17 protein-coding genes are annotated in these 15,358 nt (G+C 40.6%); 11 read left to right on the top strand and 6 right to left on the bottom strand.

Going from position 1 to position 15,358, the window contains the following annotated elements:
• The first annotated feature begins 6 nt into the window (after positions 1-6).
• The 9 genes from J1N51_RS02430 (at position 7) to J1N51_RS02390 (ending at position 6,681) form a co-directional block, all read left to right on the top strand.
• Positions 7-288 carry a YeaC family protein gene (locus J1N51_RS02430; protein WP_208832418.1) on the top strand — a complete coding sequence of 94 codons (282 nt, stop codon included), beginning with the start codon at positions 7-9 and terminating at the stop codon, positions 286-288.
• Positions 278-3,184: a DUF349 domain-containing protein gene (locus J1N51_RS02425; RefSeq protein WP_208832417.1), complete on the top strand. Its 2,907-nt coding sequence runs from the start codon at positions 278-280 to the stop codon at positions 3,182-3,184. Before J1N51_RS02430 ends, J1N51_RS02425 begins: the two co-directional genes overlap by 11 nt.
• Before the next feature lie 177 nt (positions 3,185-3,361).
• Complete coding sequence (locus J1N51_RS02420) at positions 3,362-3,706, top strand: hypothetical protein (protein WP_208832416.1); 345 nt, start codon at positions 3,362-3,364, stop codon at positions 3,704-3,706.
• A 98-nt stretch (positions 3,707-3,804) separates the two neighbouring features.
• Positions 3,805-4,416 (top strand): hypothetical protein, encoded by a 612-nt coding sequence (locus tag J1N51_RS02415; protein ID WP_208832415.1) that lies wholly within the window; start codon positions 3,805-3,807, stop codon positions 4,414-4,416.
• Positions 4,417-4,597: 181 nt separating this feature from the next.
• Positions 4,598-4,852: an energy transducer TonB gene (locus J1N51_RS02410; RefSeq protein WP_208832414.1), complete on the top strand. Its 255-nt coding sequence runs from the start codon at positions 4,598-4,600 to the stop codon at positions 4,850-4,852.
• A 146-nt stretch (positions 4,853-4,998) separates the two neighbouring features.
• Complete coding sequence (locus tag J1N51_RS02405) at positions 4,999-5,424, top strand: energy transducer TonB (RefSeq protein ID WP_208832413.1); 426 nt, start codon at positions 4,999-5,001, stop codon at positions 5,422-5,424.
• A 109-nt stretch (positions 5,425-5,533) separates the two neighbouring features.
• Positions 5,534-5,746, top strand: a complete 213-nt coding sequence (locus J1N51_RS02400; RefSeq protein WP_208832412.1) for a hypothetical protein — start codon at positions 5,534-5,536, stop codon at positions 5,744-5,746.
• Between the two features lie 43 nt (positions 5,747-5,789).
• Positions 5,790-6,173, top strand: coding sequence for a hypothetical protein (locus J1N51_RS02395; RefSeq protein ID WP_208832411.1), 384 nt, complete (start codon positions 5,790-5,792; stop codon positions 6,171-6,173).
• A gap of 136 nt (positions 6,174-6,309) precedes the next feature.
• Positions 6,310-6,681: a hypothetical protein gene (locus J1N51_RS02390; RefSeq protein WP_208832410.1), complete on the top strand. Its 372-nt coding sequence runs from the start codon at positions 6,310-6,312 to the stop codon at positions 6,679-6,681.
• A 163-nt stretch (positions 6,682-6,844) separates the two neighbouring features.
• Here J1N51_RS02390 and ansA read toward each other — a convergent pair whose 3' ends face one another.
• Together ansA and sppA are read right to left on the bottom strand one after the other, a co-directional pair.
• Entirely contained in the window at positions 6,845-7,852 is a 1,008-nt protein-coding gene (ansA, locus tag J1N51_RS02385) for an asparaginase (protein ID WP_208832409.1), read from the bottom strand.
• A gap of 13 nt (positions 7,853-7,865) precedes the next feature.
• Positions 7,866-9,734: a signal peptide peptidase SppA gene (gene sppA, locus J1N51_RS02380; RefSeq protein WP_208832408.1), complete on the bottom strand. Its 1,869-nt coding sequence runs from the start codon at positions 9,732-9,734 to the stop codon at positions 7,866-7,868.
• A 157-nt stretch (positions 9,735-9,891) separates the two neighbouring features.
• Between sppA and J1N51_RS02375 the strand changes: the two genes are divergently transcribed.
• Both J1N51_RS02375 and J1N51_RS02370 read left to right on the top strand, forming a co-directional pair.
• The gene (locus tag J1N51_RS02375; RefSeq protein ID WP_208832407.1) at positions 9,892-11,907 is read left to right on the top strand and encodes an NADPH-dependent 2,4-dienoyl-CoA reductase; all 2,016 of its coding nucleotides are present in this window, start codon (positions 9,892-9,894) and stop codon (positions 11,905-11,907) included.
• 54 nt (positions 11,908-11,961) lie between these two features.
• Positions 11,962-12,480, top strand: coding sequence for an RNA methyltransferase (locus tag J1N51_RS02370; RefSeq protein ID WP_208832406.1), 519 nt, complete (start codon positions 11,962-11,964; stop codon positions 12,478-12,480).
• Here the strand turns inward: J1N51_RS02370 and pssA are convergent.
• The 4 genes from pssA to J1N51_RS02350 are packed head-to-tail and all read right to left on the bottom strand — an operon-like array spanning position 12,477 to position 15,349.
• On the bottom strand, positions 12,477-13,817 hold the full coding sequence (gene pssA / locus J1N51_RS02365) for a CDP-diacylglycerol--serine O-phosphatidyltransferase (protein WP_208832405.1): 1,341 nt from the start codon (positions 13,815-13,817) through the stop codon (positions 12,477-12,479). The two genes, J1N51_RS02370 and pssA, sit on opposite strands and share 4 nt — an antisense overlap.
• Before the next feature lie 4 nt (positions 13,818-13,821).
• The gene (pepE, locus tag J1N51_RS02360; protein WP_208832404.1) at positions 13,822-14,544 is read right to left on the bottom strand and encodes a dipeptidase PepE; all 723 of its coding nucleotides are present in this window, start codon (positions 14,542-14,544) and stop codon (positions 13,822-13,824) included.
• Positions 14,541-14,909 (bottom strand): response regulator, encoded by a 369-nt coding sequence (locus tag J1N51_RS02355; protein WP_208832403.1) that lies wholly within the window; start codon positions 14,907-14,909, stop codon positions 14,541-14,543. Before J1N51_RS02355 ends, pepE begins: the two co-directional genes overlap by 4 nt.
• A gap of 11 nt (positions 14,910-14,920) precedes the next feature.
• Complete coding sequence (locus J1N51_RS02350; protein WP_208832402.1) at positions 14,921-15,349, bottom strand: DUF3010 family protein; 429 nt, start codon at positions 15,347-15,349, stop codon at positions 14,921-14,923.
• Positions 15,350-15,358: the final 9 nt, after the last annotated feature.

The following is a 15,358-nucleotide window of genomic DNA, read 5'->3' as shown; positions in this document are numbered from 1 at the left end:
TAAACAGTGAACCTAGAACAAATGTTGCAGGCAATTACGCCTGAGGTTTATGAAAACCTAAAATATGCTGTCGAGACGGGTAAATGGCAAAATGGCCAAAAGTTAACGGATAAACAACGCGAAGACTCATTGCAGCTCGTTATGGCTTATCAAGCTAAAGTAGAAAAGTCGACAGAACACTTCACCATCGGGGCAGACGGTCAAATGGTTATGAAGTCTAAGCGAGAATTGAAAAAAGAGTTTTTGGCTGCAACGGATATTGCAAGGTTCGACCAAGATGATATTTAAAACGCTATTTACTAATAACAATAATAAAAAATGGCAAAGTGAAAAAATCAGTGACCGGGTTCAAGCAATTTCAGAATTGGACCCGTCACATCCCCAACATAAAAAAATCTTACATGAGTTAGCGTACAATGACGGTTCAGCGTCGGTACGTTGGCCAGCTTTAGAAAAACTTCAAGAATTCAGCTTGTTTTGGCAAAGCTACAAACAAGATCCGGAACCAACCATACGAAAAAAATCAGAGACCAAACTCGCTTATTTTATTTTTGAATCAACGGATATTTCTGACTCAGATAAACAAGCATTTGTGACTCAAAGTGCACCGCCAAGCCTATTAGACAAGTGGCTCGATTTTATTTTAGACGGGCAGGGTAACGAGAGTCTTGTCATTAGTATGTTGCAGCGCATCGATAAAGACAGCTCAACGACCAAAGTATTACAAAATAGAGACTTGAGCGACGCATCGGTTACCGCACTCATTGACCACCTTAATGACTCGAAAGCACTTAAAAAACTCACCAAACACAAGAGTCCAGTATTAGCTCAAAGTGCTTCAAAGCGACTTAAACAAATACAAGAAGCAGCAGAAAAACCAGCAAAAATAGAGCAACAAACCCGGTTGCTTTTAGCAAGGTTAAAAGCATTAAAAGAACAATCTGATTTTGAATTGTTTAGCAAAAACTTAAATTCAATAATAACCGAATGGCAAGGGCTCCAAACGGACATTAAGGTGTTGAGTCAGCCACAACTCGATAGCGTTACCGAAAAATACCAAACATTATTAACGACCGCAGAGCGCCAATTAGAATTTCTACAAAAGCAGCATCAACAAATTCTCGACCAAAAAGCCCAGGCGCAACAAATACAAAAAGAACAAGAGCGGATAGCTAGCCTTATCAGCTCGGTTGAAGCAGAACTGATCAATCGCACTAACATTATTGCCCAGACATTAGACCAAGACATTTCGGATACATTTAACCAATTTAGTCTTGCAAAAGAATATAGTGAAAGCGCGTTAACTGAGGTGTTTAACGCCATTAAAGTGGCCGAAGGTATTGAGCACTCGAGTAGCGAACTTAAAATTAAAGCGAATACCTTAAAGTTAAATTGGGTAGAGTTCGTTGATCATTCCACAACCTTATTAGAAATAAGAGAATGCATAGAAACGCTCAAAACTGTTGAGTTGTACTCGGATAGTTGGAACACCGCAATAGACTTATTGAGTAATGGCAAGCGAACACTTTTAAATAACCGATTTGGCAAAGTGGCATTAAATGAGCTCCTGCCTGATGATTTTGAACAACTACAAGCACTGGCCAAAAAATATAAAAAGCAGCAATCAGAAACCAGTCAAACGATTGCAAGACGATTAAAAGACGTTCACAAACAAATAAATTTGGGGCGATTTAATGACGCAATACGTCAATTTACCAAATTAGAAGCTACGTATAACTCGTTGGATACAGAGGCAAAAGCTAAGCTCCAGGCAAATTGGGCAAATACCCAAGATGAGATCACTAAATTACTGGATTTACGAGCGACAATTAATGAGCCCAAAATTGCCGAGCTTATTCAGGCGGCGCAGGAGCTGGCACAGCAGCCACTGGCCAATCTAGATGAGCAAGCACACAGAATTAAAACCTTACGTAAAAACTGGAACAGTCTTCGATTAGAAGAAACCAGCCATCAAGAGCAACAAGTCCTTTTTGATGAGTTGTTAGAGAAAGCGTTTGAACCGTGTCGCTTGGTTTATCAAGCGCGTGAAAGTCAACGACATCAAAATTACCAACAAAAACAAAATATCATTGTTCAATTAAATGAATGTTTTGAACAAATGAAGCGCAACAATGTTGCCGACTGGAAACAATTAGAGCAGGTATTTTCAAAGCTTCAGTCTGACTGGTCTGTAATCGGCCCTGTCGATAGAGAAAAACAAAGCCGACAACAGGACGAGTATTATACCGTATGTAAGGATATCAAAGCCTTGATATCGGCAGAGCATCTAGCTAACAAAGAAGCAAAGCAGGCCTTATTAGAGCGAACGAAAGCTATCGTTAATGACGCGGCGGTATCTCAAAGTGAAAAACAAGGCGATCAGTTAAATACTGCCGCTCAACAACTTAAGTCACTACAAAAGCAATGGAAAGCAATTGGTTACGCCGGAAAACATGACAGCAAGTTATGGCAATCATTTAGGCGAGAGAACGATAGGTTTTTTGAGCAACGCAGTGCGCGTTTTAGCGAGCGTCAAAAGTTATCATCAGACGCCCGCACAACATTAATGTCGTTTTTTGAACAGCTCCAAAAGCAAATTAGCGAGGCTACAACATTTGTTGAACTCAAAGACTTTGAAGATAAAGTCAACGCTGCGGAGCTTAGCGAAGAAGTCCTGTTACCTAAAGATTTAAAAGAAGCAAAGGCACGGAAAAACCACCTAGAACAGCAAATTAGGCTAGGTTTCGAAACTATTCGACAATTAGAATCAAAACAAAAAACGGAAGAATTATTCGAACTTGTCTTGGACTTAATCAATAACAAACAACCAAACTTGGATGTCTTAAGCGGCGGTTGGCGCAATGCATTAATAGAGGCCTCTAAAAAGTCCACAAACACCTCTGACACTATTACGAGCGATAGTAATGATATTAGCGCCGAACTCACTGAATCGAGGGCTGGATTAACCTTGTTACTCGAGGCCATCTGCCAAGTAGACTCTCCTATAGAGCTCAAAGAGCAACGAGGATCGGTGAACTTGTATGTGCTAAGCCAAAAGTTAGAGCAGGGCATAGAGTTTAATAAAGACATGCTCCTAACCAAATGGTTAGCGGTAGAGCCTTGGACATCAGATGATATGGGCTACGTCGAGCGTGTAAAGCCACTGTTTGAACAAACCATTTAAATCACCTGCACTATTAAAAATAGGTATTGTTACTGCTAACTCTTAGTAATACTTTAGTAAGGCTTAGGGTTAAGCAGTTTTAAGACAATAACAGATTGAAAGTTGGGCTTTTTCTGTTAGGTTAAGAGTTACAAAGTAGGCGAGCGTTACTGAGAAGCCTACGTAATATGATGTTATATGCCAATGATGAAATCGCTAACTATTGTGCTATTTCCACTAGTTTTAATTTCGAGTTGGAGTAGCTTTGCAAACATAGATATTGAATATCAGGTAACTGAAGTAGCAGGTAGTAATACAAATTATGGTTTATCTGTAATTGCACCAGCCAGCGATCCTGAACAATTAGTTCCATATTGGCATCGTAAGGCTGTCAAAATTTGTGGTTCTAAAAAATATAAAGCGTCTGCGTTAATTAAAAAAGAAACGCAATGCGGTGATGCTATTCAGGTTACGAGTACAGGTGAAAAGTGTGAGGTAATTCCTGCATCAGTTTTCGGTACTTTAAGTTGTAATGGCATATAACAAGCTAATTAATAAGGACAAAAAACAGTTTGCTGTTTCGTTCCTCAACATTTTAGCAAACAATTTTTTGCCCATTATTAGGGCGTTAGGTAACTAGCATGGATCGCAAATTCATAAATCAAATTCAAGACCAAATTGATTCTGCTTTTGTTGCAATAAACTACAAAAGACCAAGGCGTTCATGTTGCTATTTTGAGCTTTCGCCTAATGTTTATTCATGGCACGGTATGCCATGTGATAGCAGAGGGCAGGAAGCCATTTATTATATGCTAAATATCGGGCTTCACTTTAGGGATATTGAAGAAACTGCGCGTAAGTATTCTGGATTGAAATATAAAGTAGGTGAAGGTGTTACCATTATGGAAAGCTTTCAAACAGTTTTAGGTGAAAAATATAAACTGTTTACGTTTGACCCTGAAGAGCCAGAAAACATAAAACCAGAGATAGAAAGACTAATTGCCCTTATTCAAACACACGCATTTCTTTGGTACGAAAGAAATAATAACATTGAAGTGGTAACTGAGTTTTTAAGAAGTAATGTAGAGCGTTTAGGTTTTTATCCAGAAAGGTATGCTGTTGCATTAAAAATGCAAAAGCAAAATAAAGTGCTTCAGGAATTTATGGAACAACACTCTGAAACAGTAAAGCAGTATGGTAACGACATTGAACAAAGCTGGATAAATTTTGGCAATAATTTAAAAGTTACCTAACAAACGCTTCAACCAAGGACGCAAAACAGCAGGCTTGCGCTCCTTCGTCGCTAATTTTAGCCTGCTATTTTTCGCCGGTTAAGCGAGGCGTTAGTTCTCCAAAAGGATTTGTATGAATAAGAGACTTCTTTTAATTATATTTGTGTTCTTCGTTTCAGCGTGTAAATCAAATGATAGCCATATGGACAGTTCAACAAAGCAAGCTACCATAACCTCTTCGAACCAAATAAGTGAAATACAAAACGGTTGGGTTCAATTATCTTTTGACGTATCTGCGTCTGGTGATGTTGAAAACATTAAAATTATAGACTCTTATCCTGCCGGAAGATTTGACGATGAAGCAGTTGAAGCATTAGCTAAGTGGAAATACAAACCTAAAGTTGAAAACGGAGTGCCAGTTAAGCAACATAATTTAAAAGTTCAACTTGATTTTTAAAGACTAAAAACAGGAAACAAACAAGTCGTTACAAGAGCGACAATTAACTACAGGTTTGTGCTATCGTTGCAAGATCCTATTTTAACACCAACCAAAGATTGCTCCTGAACGGAGCGTTATGCGTCACGGGACATAATGGAGGATAAATGACAAGGTTTCTATTTTTGACAAGTGCTTTAGCACTATCAGCATGTAATTCGACTTCTGTCGTTCAGGATAGCGTAATACAACCAATTGATTTTGTGGGCGACAAAAATGCCCTTGAGAAAATGTGGATCGTTTCGAAAAACGATTACCCGATATACCCTACAGATGCAGCTAGGAGAGGCATAAGCGGTTGTGTCGATTTTTCATTTGTGATCGACAGTGAAGGGAAAGCACAAAACATCCAAGTTATTAAGGCTATTCCTGACTCTACTTTTATTAATTCAGCGACAAAATCACTTAAAAAATTCAGATGGCAGCCAACGAAATCAAACGATGGGCGCCTTCCAGCAATTACAACTTTACAGCTTGATTTCAGCACCGCCCCAGTAATGAAAGTTGCGGAATGCATAGCAGGTGACGCATAGCAAACCACTCAAGTCGCTCGCAGGCGGGCTGGGACGCAAACAGGCAGCTTCGCCATTATAGCCTGCCTGTTTGTGCCCCGTATTTAAGTGTTAAGTTACCAGAGGTGTCATGGACTCAAACCCAAATATAGGAAAATGGAAACGTTACCCAGAGAAACAAGAGCTTTTTGAAGCCACTTTCTTTGTGTACTTTAAAAGCTACCAAGAAATTGAGGTGCAAGTTAATTTAAGCCCTAACTCTTTCCTTGGAACAGCTTATTCAATCTCTGTTCGATTGGATGAATTTAAAAAGTTTGTTTATCTTTGCAGGCTTCAATTTTAACACCAACCAAACATTGCTCCAATGAGGAGCGTTAGGCATAAATTTGAAATCACTTATTTTTTTCTTTCTTGTTATTCTGACTGGGTGCTCTCGACAGGAATTACCTATTGGTTCTTATGACATAGAATTTCAATCCAATATCTGGAAAAAACCAGAATCCATTAACTGGAATAAAGAAAAAGGCTCTGTCAGGCAACAAATGCTAGGGAGCTTGATAGATAACAACCTTGTGGGTAAAAATAGAGATCAAATTATTGTTTTGCTTGGTACCCCATCAACAAAAATGGATCCTGACTCTGAAGGTCCTAGTTTGTCGTACCCAACCGGACCGCAAAGAGACAATTACTTGGGTATCGACTACGAATGGCTGATAATACAATTTGATTCTGCAAACATTTATGCCGGATATTATCTGGCATCTGATTGAATGCATCAAAAATACCTGCAGTCACTTACTGGCCCACGTTGGGAAGCAAACGAGCAAGAATCCCTTCGTTTCGCCTCGAATTATAGGCAGTTCACTTTTGCACCAAGCGGGGCATTAGCTTTACAAGGAAAGTTTTGTGTTTAATAAATTAAAAAAAGTAGCCTCGAAAGGACTTTGGCATTCGTTAGCCGTCATTATCGTAATGCTTTTGGCTGGCCCAGAATTTATAGTAAGCATTGAGCTGATGGCTCTAGTTGAAGTGCTTGGTGCTTCTACATTTGTGTTGATGTACTTCGCAGGGTTCAAGTTATATTTATCTAAAATGTGGGATAAATATAAAAGCTTTGAAAATTACTCTATATTTTTTATCCCAACAATATCTGTTCTAAAACAAATGCCATCCTTGATAATTCATGCGATACCAGAGAGAACTGCGGTTGCTCTGTTCTTAGGGATGGTTACCGTTATGATGTTAGTGTTTAATATTCAAAATTTAATTTTAGCGTAATTTGTAAAGCTGGTTTTCATCTATTTAATAATTATCTATCAAATGCTTATAAGAGAAGTAAAAATCCATTAACGAAACAAGCAAACAGAGTGTTCGTTATTTTTCAGCCTTTTGGAAAGGAGAGGGAACGGAGAAAAGTTGCCGAAATAGAAAAAGAAATCGACTAACTTAACTCTCCCTTGAGGTTTTGACTAAACAGAGCACGACGCTCCTCGTAGCTAATATCCAAGCTCAATACGTAATGCAGTTTTGTCAAGCATGCTTCTAACGTCATGTCAGAAGCGGAAAGGGCACCAGCGTCTTTTAATACGTGACCTGTAGCGTATCCATCCATATTAACTTGGCCTCTAAAACACTGAGTACGATTGACCACCAATATTTCTCTTTGATGGGCTGACAGTATTTCACCAATCAACTGCTCGTTTTGCGGCGCATTTCCAACTCCATAACTTTGCACAATCAACGCGTTTACGGGTTGCGATAAAATGTTTGCAATGACCTTATGACTGATCCCTGGATATAGCGTTATCACCCCAACCGGTTGCTCTTTAATCCGATTCACTTTAAGTGCTTTGGATTGCGGGTTTCGGTTTACTTCGCCTTGGTCAACTTTGATTTGTATTCCCGCGGTGGCTAGTGGGTCGAAATTAGGGCTTTCAAATGCATTAAAGCCCGTTGAGTCTGCTTTGGTCGTTCGGTTACCGCGATAAAGCGTATTGTTAAAAAACAAACTCACTTCAGGTATTGGGTAATGGGCGGCTAAGTAAAGGGCGTTTAACAAGTTCGCCTGGCCGTCAGAGCGGATCTCGGAGAGCGGAATTTGGCTGCCAGTAATAATTACCGGTTTTTCTAGGTCGTCGAACATAAAAGACAGTGCCGATGCAGTATAAGCCATCGTATCTGTGCCATGTAACACGACAAATCCGTCAAACTGGTCATATACCGATTCGATATCGTCTGCGATTGTTTGCCAATCCGATGGCGTCATATTACTAGAATCAAGAATCGGACAGTACTCATTGATGACAAACTCTGGCATTTCATCCCTAAAAAGCTCTGGTAGGCTTTTAACTACATCGGATATATAACCCGCAACTGGGATATAACCATGATCTGACTTTTTCATACCAATCGTACCGCCAGTGTAGGCGATATAAATTCTTTTCTTCATTACGCTTTACAACTTAATTAGCAATATCACATTGTACACAGTAAACATACATATGGCGCGGATCATTAAACTCAATCCAACGCGTCGTGTCTTTAAGGACTGACTTTAATGCACTCATTACCTTTTGATTGGTTGATGGGGTAGGTTCGTATCCCAAGTTTACTTTTGCTAATCCCAGTAATTCTTGAATGATCTTATCGAAACCTTTCATCGGCTTAGTAATTTGAATGATTTCGTAATCCTCCAATTCAGCACGTTGAGCGGCTGCTAAAATAGCGTCATCGTAATAACCTAAATGATCAACCAAGCCAAGTTCCTTTGCCGTTTGTCCAGACCAAACTCGGCCTTGAGCGATTTGATCAACCGCTTTTGGAGTCATGCCGCGCTCTGTTGATACTAAATTAATAAATTCGCGATATCCCTGCTCAATACTTAGTTGAATAATGTCACCGAGTTTTGCTGGTAAAGCTTGGGTTGGACCATAACCTGCTAACTCTGTGGTACCAACACCATCAGTGGACAAGCCTAGGTGTTGTAGAGATTTTTCGTAGGTCATAAACATACCGAAGATACCGATAGAGCCAGTAATTGTCGTAGGAGACGCCCAAATTTCGTCTGCAGAAGCTGAAATCCAGTAGCCCCCGGACGCTGCTACTCCACTCATGGAGGCAATCACAGGCTTGCCGGCTTGCTTTAATGCCAAAACTTCATTGCGAATGATTTCTGACGCAAACGCGCTACCACCCGGACTATTTACTCGTAAAACCACTGCTTTAACCGCATCATCTTCCCGTGCCATTTTTAGAAGCTCTGCAGTTGAGTGGCCACCGATTTCGCCTGGTTTGCGCACACCGTCGTAAATAGTGCCGCTAGCGACCACGATGGCGACTTTGTCTTTGACGATAGGTTGAATAGTTTGATCTACATAATCTAAGTAATCACTGAGCGCGATATAGTTAGGTTCTTTTTGTTCGACTTTTTGTTGTACAAACGCATCGAATTCTTGGTGCGTCATGACAGCATCAATCAGTTTGCTGTTAAGGGCGTATTGCGAAAAGTCTCCGCCTGCCGCCTTAAACTTTGATAACAAGCTGTCTAGGCTCTCATCAAAGCTGTCTTCACTTAGGTTTCGCAATGCACTTACATCAGACTTATACTGATCCCACAAAACGCCTAACCACTGCTCGTTAGCTTCTTTTGCTGCATCAGACATATCGTTACGCAAGTATGGCTCTACCGCGGATTTAAAAGTACCAACGCGAAATACATGAGAGGTGATCTTAAGGGACTCTAACGCGTCTTTATAATACATTTGGTAACGACCAAAACCTTCCAATATAACACTGCCCATTGGGTTCATTACAACTTCATCGGCGTGTGCCGCTAAATAGTATTGAGCTTGCGTGTAGTAATCACCGTAGGCAATGATTGGCTTGCCACTGGTTTCTTTGAAGCGTTTAAGGGCGATACCTATTTCTTGTAAGTGGGTCATACTGCTATTAAACAAACCGTGCAGATTAAGGTGCAAAAGTACGATTTTGTCATCTTCTGCAGCAGCATCGATGGCGTTTAGAATATCAGTGATTAAAATTTCAGGGTTGTCACTCGAACTACCAATAGCGTCGTTTAATATCTCTGAATATGGGTCAACAAAACGTTTTTCTTCGACGATTTCACCGACTAGCTTGAGTTCCAAAACAGAATTGTCGGCAAAGATAATAGGTTTTTCTTTTTGTTCGAACGAAAGAGCACCTATTATTAATACAGCGAGCACGATAAAAATGAGGTTGAGAATTGCTTTACGCGTGAAGTTTAGTACACCCCAGCACGCTTTTAATATATCGAAAAACCAGTTTTTATTTCGGGAGATCTCACTAGACATTCATCCGCCTTAATTCTAAATATATAACTGGTGGCTATTGTTGAATATAAAACAACGTATTACCAGTGAATCTGTGTAACAAAATTAAAATATTGAAGTCCGACCAGTAGTCGGTTACAGTTTCCGACAGTTTAAACAGCATATTTGGGTTTGCAACATGTCATATCCTCACTTATTACAACCACTTGACCTCGGCTTTACGACCTTGAAGAACCGTGTCCTTATGGGGTCAATGCACATTGGTTTAGAAGAACAAAAAAACGGTTTTGAACGCCTTGCTGCATTTTATAAAGAACGTGCAGAAGGCGGAGTTGGATTAATTGTAACTGGTGGTATTGCACCAAATTTTGCTGGCCGTGTTGAGCCCCGTGGTGCGCAGTTGAGTCATTTTTGGCATGTGGGCAAACATAAAAAAATTACCAAGGCAGTGCACGAAGCTGACGGTAAGATTTGTTTGCAGATTTTACACACCGGCCGTTATGCTTATCATCCATTTAGTGTATCTGCTTCTGCAATTAAAGCGCCTATTTCTCCATTTAAACCGCGTGCTTTGTCGGCTCGCGGCATCAGAAAGACCATCAAAGATTTTGCAAACTGTGCAAAGCTTGCTAAAAAAGCAGGATACGATGGCGTTGAGGTTATGGGCTCGGAAGGGTATTTAATTAACCAGTTTATTGCACCCAAAACCAACAAGCGTACAGATGAATACGGCGGTAGTTTTGAAAATCGAACTCGCATTGCATTAGAGATCGTTAGAGCTATCAGAGAAACTGTCGGCGAAGACTTCATTATTATCTTCCGTTTATCTATGTTGGACTTAGTGGATAATGGCTCGACATTTGATGAAGTTATCGCACTTGCTAAGTTATTAGAAGAGGCGGGTGTTACGCTTCTTAATACCGGCATTGGTTGGCACGAAGCGCGAATTCCGACCATAGTTACATCGGTTCCTCGTAAAGCTTTTACCTGGATCAGCGAGCGTGTACGCAAAGAAGTAAACATTCCAGTCATTACTACTAACCGTATTAATACACCTGAAATTGCCGAGCAAATTTTAGCAGACCAACAAGCTGACATGGTGTCGATGGCTCGTCCACTTCTCGCCGATGAAAAGTTTGTTGAAAAGGCCGCCAAAGGCGAAGCCGATAAAATCAATACTTGTATTGCATGTAATCAAGCTTGCTTGGATCACGTGTTTAAACAACAACAAGCGTCCTGTTTGGTTAACCCAAGAGCCGGTTACGAAACTGAGCTTGTGTTTAAAACTGTCGTCAATAAGAAAAAACTCGCAGTTGTAGGTGCGGGCCCTGCAGGTATGGCGTTTTCGTGCTATGCCGCTGAGCGAGGTCATGAAGTTCATTTGTTTGACCAAAGCAACGAAATTGGTGGGCAGTTTAATATTGCTAAGACTATCCCTGGTAAAGAAGAGTTTCACGAAACTATCCGTTACTTTAATAATCGAGTAAAAGATGCAGGAGTGCATTTGCACTTAGGTCAAAAGCAAACTGCGGACAGTTTAATCGAACAAGGTTTTGATCAAGTAATTGTCGCGACAGGTATTAACCCGCGCGAACTTAACCTACCTGGTTTTGATCACCCTAATGTGATGAGTTATTTAGATGTGCTTAGGGATCGCAAAGAAGTCGGTAAGCGTGTCGCCGTTATTGGTGCAGGCGGCATCGGTTTTGATGTGTCGGCATTTTTGACGCAGCCAAAATCTCATACTTTAGATCTGGATGCGTGGTTGGACTATTGGGGTGTTGACAAAGAATACCAAGAACGTGGTGCAATCAAAGAAATGCACGATGAGCCAGTCGAGCGCGAAGTTTATTTGATGCAACGTAAATCAAGTAAAGTAGGTGGTGGATTAGGCAAAACTTCAGGTTGGGTTCACCGAACTGAATTAAAACGAGCAGGTGTTAAAATGCTTAACTCTGTTGAATACAAATCTTACTCTGAAAAAGGCCTATTAATTGCGGTTAATGGTGAAGAGCAATTATTAGAGGTTGATAATGTGGTTGTTTGTGCAGGTCAATTGTCTAATAACTCTTTAGCTGACGAGCTTAAAGCTAAAGGTCAAAGTGTCGAAATTATTGGTGGGGCCTATGTCGCCGCCGAACTAGATGCTAAACGTGCAATTCGCCAAGGTGCAGAACTAGCCGCTCGCATCTAACTTGGCGTATAATGTCGGTCATAATTTTATGATCGACATTAACAAGAGAGACTAATGGACAATAACGCAGTTTCCATTTGTTTAACCAACCCTAAAAGCCCAAGTAACGTAGGCGGCATTTTACGTGCCGCTGGCTGTTATCAAATCCCGCAAATTTTGTACACGGGTAATAGATACAACAAAGCTAAAAAGCACGCAGCCGATACTCAAAATAACATTCAATCAATCGATATGCGTCATGTTGAGAGTTTTTTAGCAGAGAAACCTGACGACGTAAAATTGGTGTGTATTGATTTCGCCATTGGTGCTACGCCACTTCCTGAGTTTGAACATCCCAAAAAAGCGTTTTATGTATTTGGGCCAGAGGATGGCTCAATAAAACAAGACGTCGTAGATCAGGCTGACGCTGTGGTTTATATGCCCACGATAGGCAGTTTGAATTTAGCGGCTGCGGTTAATGTTGTTTTGTACGACAGGGCAGCAAAAGCGTTTGGACAACAAACTACACAACAACAAACCGAACTGATCAAAGCCAGTCGCGATGTAAATAATCGATTAAAAACGCCTGTTTAAAGCAGGCGTTTTAATACTCTGTCAATTTGAGTCATACGCAATTTGTTGAGTAACTTTTGCGGTTTGAGCGGGTAGTCCTTTACGGTTTCGAGCTGTTGGTAGCTCTCAACGATTTTTGTGTGTTCGTAAATCAGTTCTAGCTCGCGTTCGACTCTTGGCATCAAAGCCTTTTGGGTGTCGTCAATCAAAATGCCATTTTCGAGATCTAATGACCAAGCTCTTGGGTTGATGTTACTACCAGTTACCAAGTGATAGCGCTGATCGACAATAATGCCTTTTAAATGGTAGCTATTACAGTCATGCTTCCACAAGCGAATAACTAATTGGCCATTTTCGATGTATTTTTTCCATCGTTTAGCAAATCGTACCAATAGAATTTCGTAGATGTAGGGCACAATACCAATGGTTGAAAATTTTTCTTGGTCGTGAATATAAAAGTCGTTTGCGGTTTTGTCACCGACTGTGATTTCTATTTTTACGCCGCGTTTTAACGCTTTGGCAACATCGCGGATCAACACTTTAGGAAGGTTAAAGTAGGGCGTAAACACTGTAATGTGCTGTTGACTTTGTTGGATCAAACGACGAACTTTTTGATTTAATTCGTTTTTACGTCGACCAAATCCTACCAAAGGTTCAATGAGTAATGAGTTTTGCGGATCTAAATCAGTCGTTTTATTCGTAACTTTATATTGCGAGGTAACTAGTTGCTTTCGCAATTGTGCTATGCGCTTTTTGAGCTCTACTGGTTCTGGAAATTCTTCTACGTTTAACCGTGGAGCAAAACCTGAGTCTACAAACATCTCATTGATAAAGTTTACAAAACTATCACTTAATTGAGTGTTTTCGATGAGATAGTAGCGGTCTAAACGATATTTATCAGCTTGGTGTAAATAGACGTCATTAACCGAAGCTCCGGTGTAAAAGAGTAGATCATCAAAGACCATCCCTTTTAAGTGAAGAACCCCGAATAGCTCTTTGGTTTTACAAGCGACGCCATATATTTCGATAGATTCTGCACGCAGCTCTTCGTATTTTAAATATAGACCGCGATTTCCTTCGCTTTGTTTTTCACCGATGAGGCCACGGCGAGCACGATGAGCATCGACGAATACCTTTATGTCTAAAGACGGTGTTTTTTGTTTTGCCTCGTATAACGCATCGAGGATCTCACGCCCAGCGTCGTCATCTTGTAAATATAACGCCGTTATATAAATGCGATGTTTAGCACTAGCGATTTGTTTTTTCAGTTCGTCTTTGTATTGACGAGGCGAATTCAAAATTACAATATCTTCGGCTTGGACGCGTACTGCATTTTGAATGTTTATTAAGTCGTTCATAATGTTAACGGTTTATCCACTCGTTTAGTCGCGTGTTTGCGGCCAATTCGTGTTTTTTACCACCTTTAAACAAATATCCGCTTTTTGGCCCAACGAGGTCAATATTATTATTAGCTATATGTAACGCTGTGCCTTCTTGGATTCCGATAACCGGCATATTAGGTTCGAGAACCATAAATTCTTCTAAACGCATTTGACGTGTCTCGCCGTGATGGCCAGGCGGAACAAAATCAGTATAGTGTGGGTTTATTTGAACCGGCAATAAACCTAGTGCATCAAAAGAGGGCGGAGCTACGATTGGCATATCATTGGTTGTCTTGATACTTAGACCAGCTACATTAGAACCTGCACTCCAACCTATGTACTTAACTCCTGACGCTACTGCATCTTTAATCACACTTATAAGGTCGTTATGATACATTCGATCGAGCAGGGCAAAGGTATTACCGCCGCCCACGAGCACTACGTCGGCATTTTTGATTGCTCCGGCTTGGTCATCGTGTTCGTGAATGCCAGAAATACTCAAAGGTAGAGCTGAAAGTGCGTCCTTTACTCTTTGTGTATATTCATCAAAAGTGATGGTCACGCCTGCATAAGGCACAAATATAACGGATAGAGGTGTGGTTGTGTTATTTAGGGCCAAAAAGTCACTAATTAACGGAATTGCATGCTCTAGATATCCGGTATTGTCCGCTTTTGATGCACTGAGTAACAAGGCGTGGATCATGAATAGACTCCGATTCGTTCTAATAGGTTTTTAAGTTTGTTTGGATCGACCGGTTTGGACAAAAAGCCTTTTGCGCCCATTTCCCACGTTACTTGTACATTGTCGACTGAATTATGCGCAGAACACATAACTACAGGCGCATCAAATCCTTCGACATTGATGGTATCAAGGACTTGTTTGCCATTTATGTCTGGTAGTTCAATGTCTAAAATGACGAGATCATATCGATGAGAACGCAGAGCTGAAATCGCTTCGCGACCAGTCGATACTAGATCGATGTCGCGAAAGCCTAAATCAGTCAAAAGCGTATAAAATAAGTGCAGTATATCTTCAGCGTCATCGATTACTAATAGGCGCTTGTTCATGCTTTAGAAGACTAATTTTGATTGAGTGCAAATGTATAGGCTGCATTAAATGCTTGTTCTTGGAATTGTCTCAACTCCAAGTCTTTCATGGTATAGCCTAACGGGTTTTCTTTTAATGTATCTTTGATGTCCTTATTCGCAACTAACTCAACGTTAATGCCGTCGATTAGCTGGATAGCCGCTTCCATTTTAAAACTGTTTGCGCTGCCAGCAAACTTACCTCTCATCGGGCGCTGTTTAATGACAACGGTATCAATTTTGTAATCTTCTACGATCTTTTTGAATTGAAATTGGAAGGCTTGAATCCCTTCGGCATTTTCTGGATCGCGTAACTCGATGCCGCGCGTGCGGCATTCTTTTACGTTGAATAGGCCGTCATTTAAGCTCATAAGAACAATAACGGCTTCTTTATTGTTTAGCTCTACACCAACTAGATTCATAATATTCTC

Origin of the sequence: Psychrosphaera ytuae (genome assembly GCF_017638545.1) — a bacterium.
Lineage (GTDB): Bacteria > Pseudomonadota > Gammaproteobacteria > Enterobacterales > Alteromonadaceae > Psychrosphaera > Psychrosphaera ytuae.
Note: the sequence above shows the minus strand (reverse complement) of the source record. Positions and strands in the feature narration are given on the sequence as shown.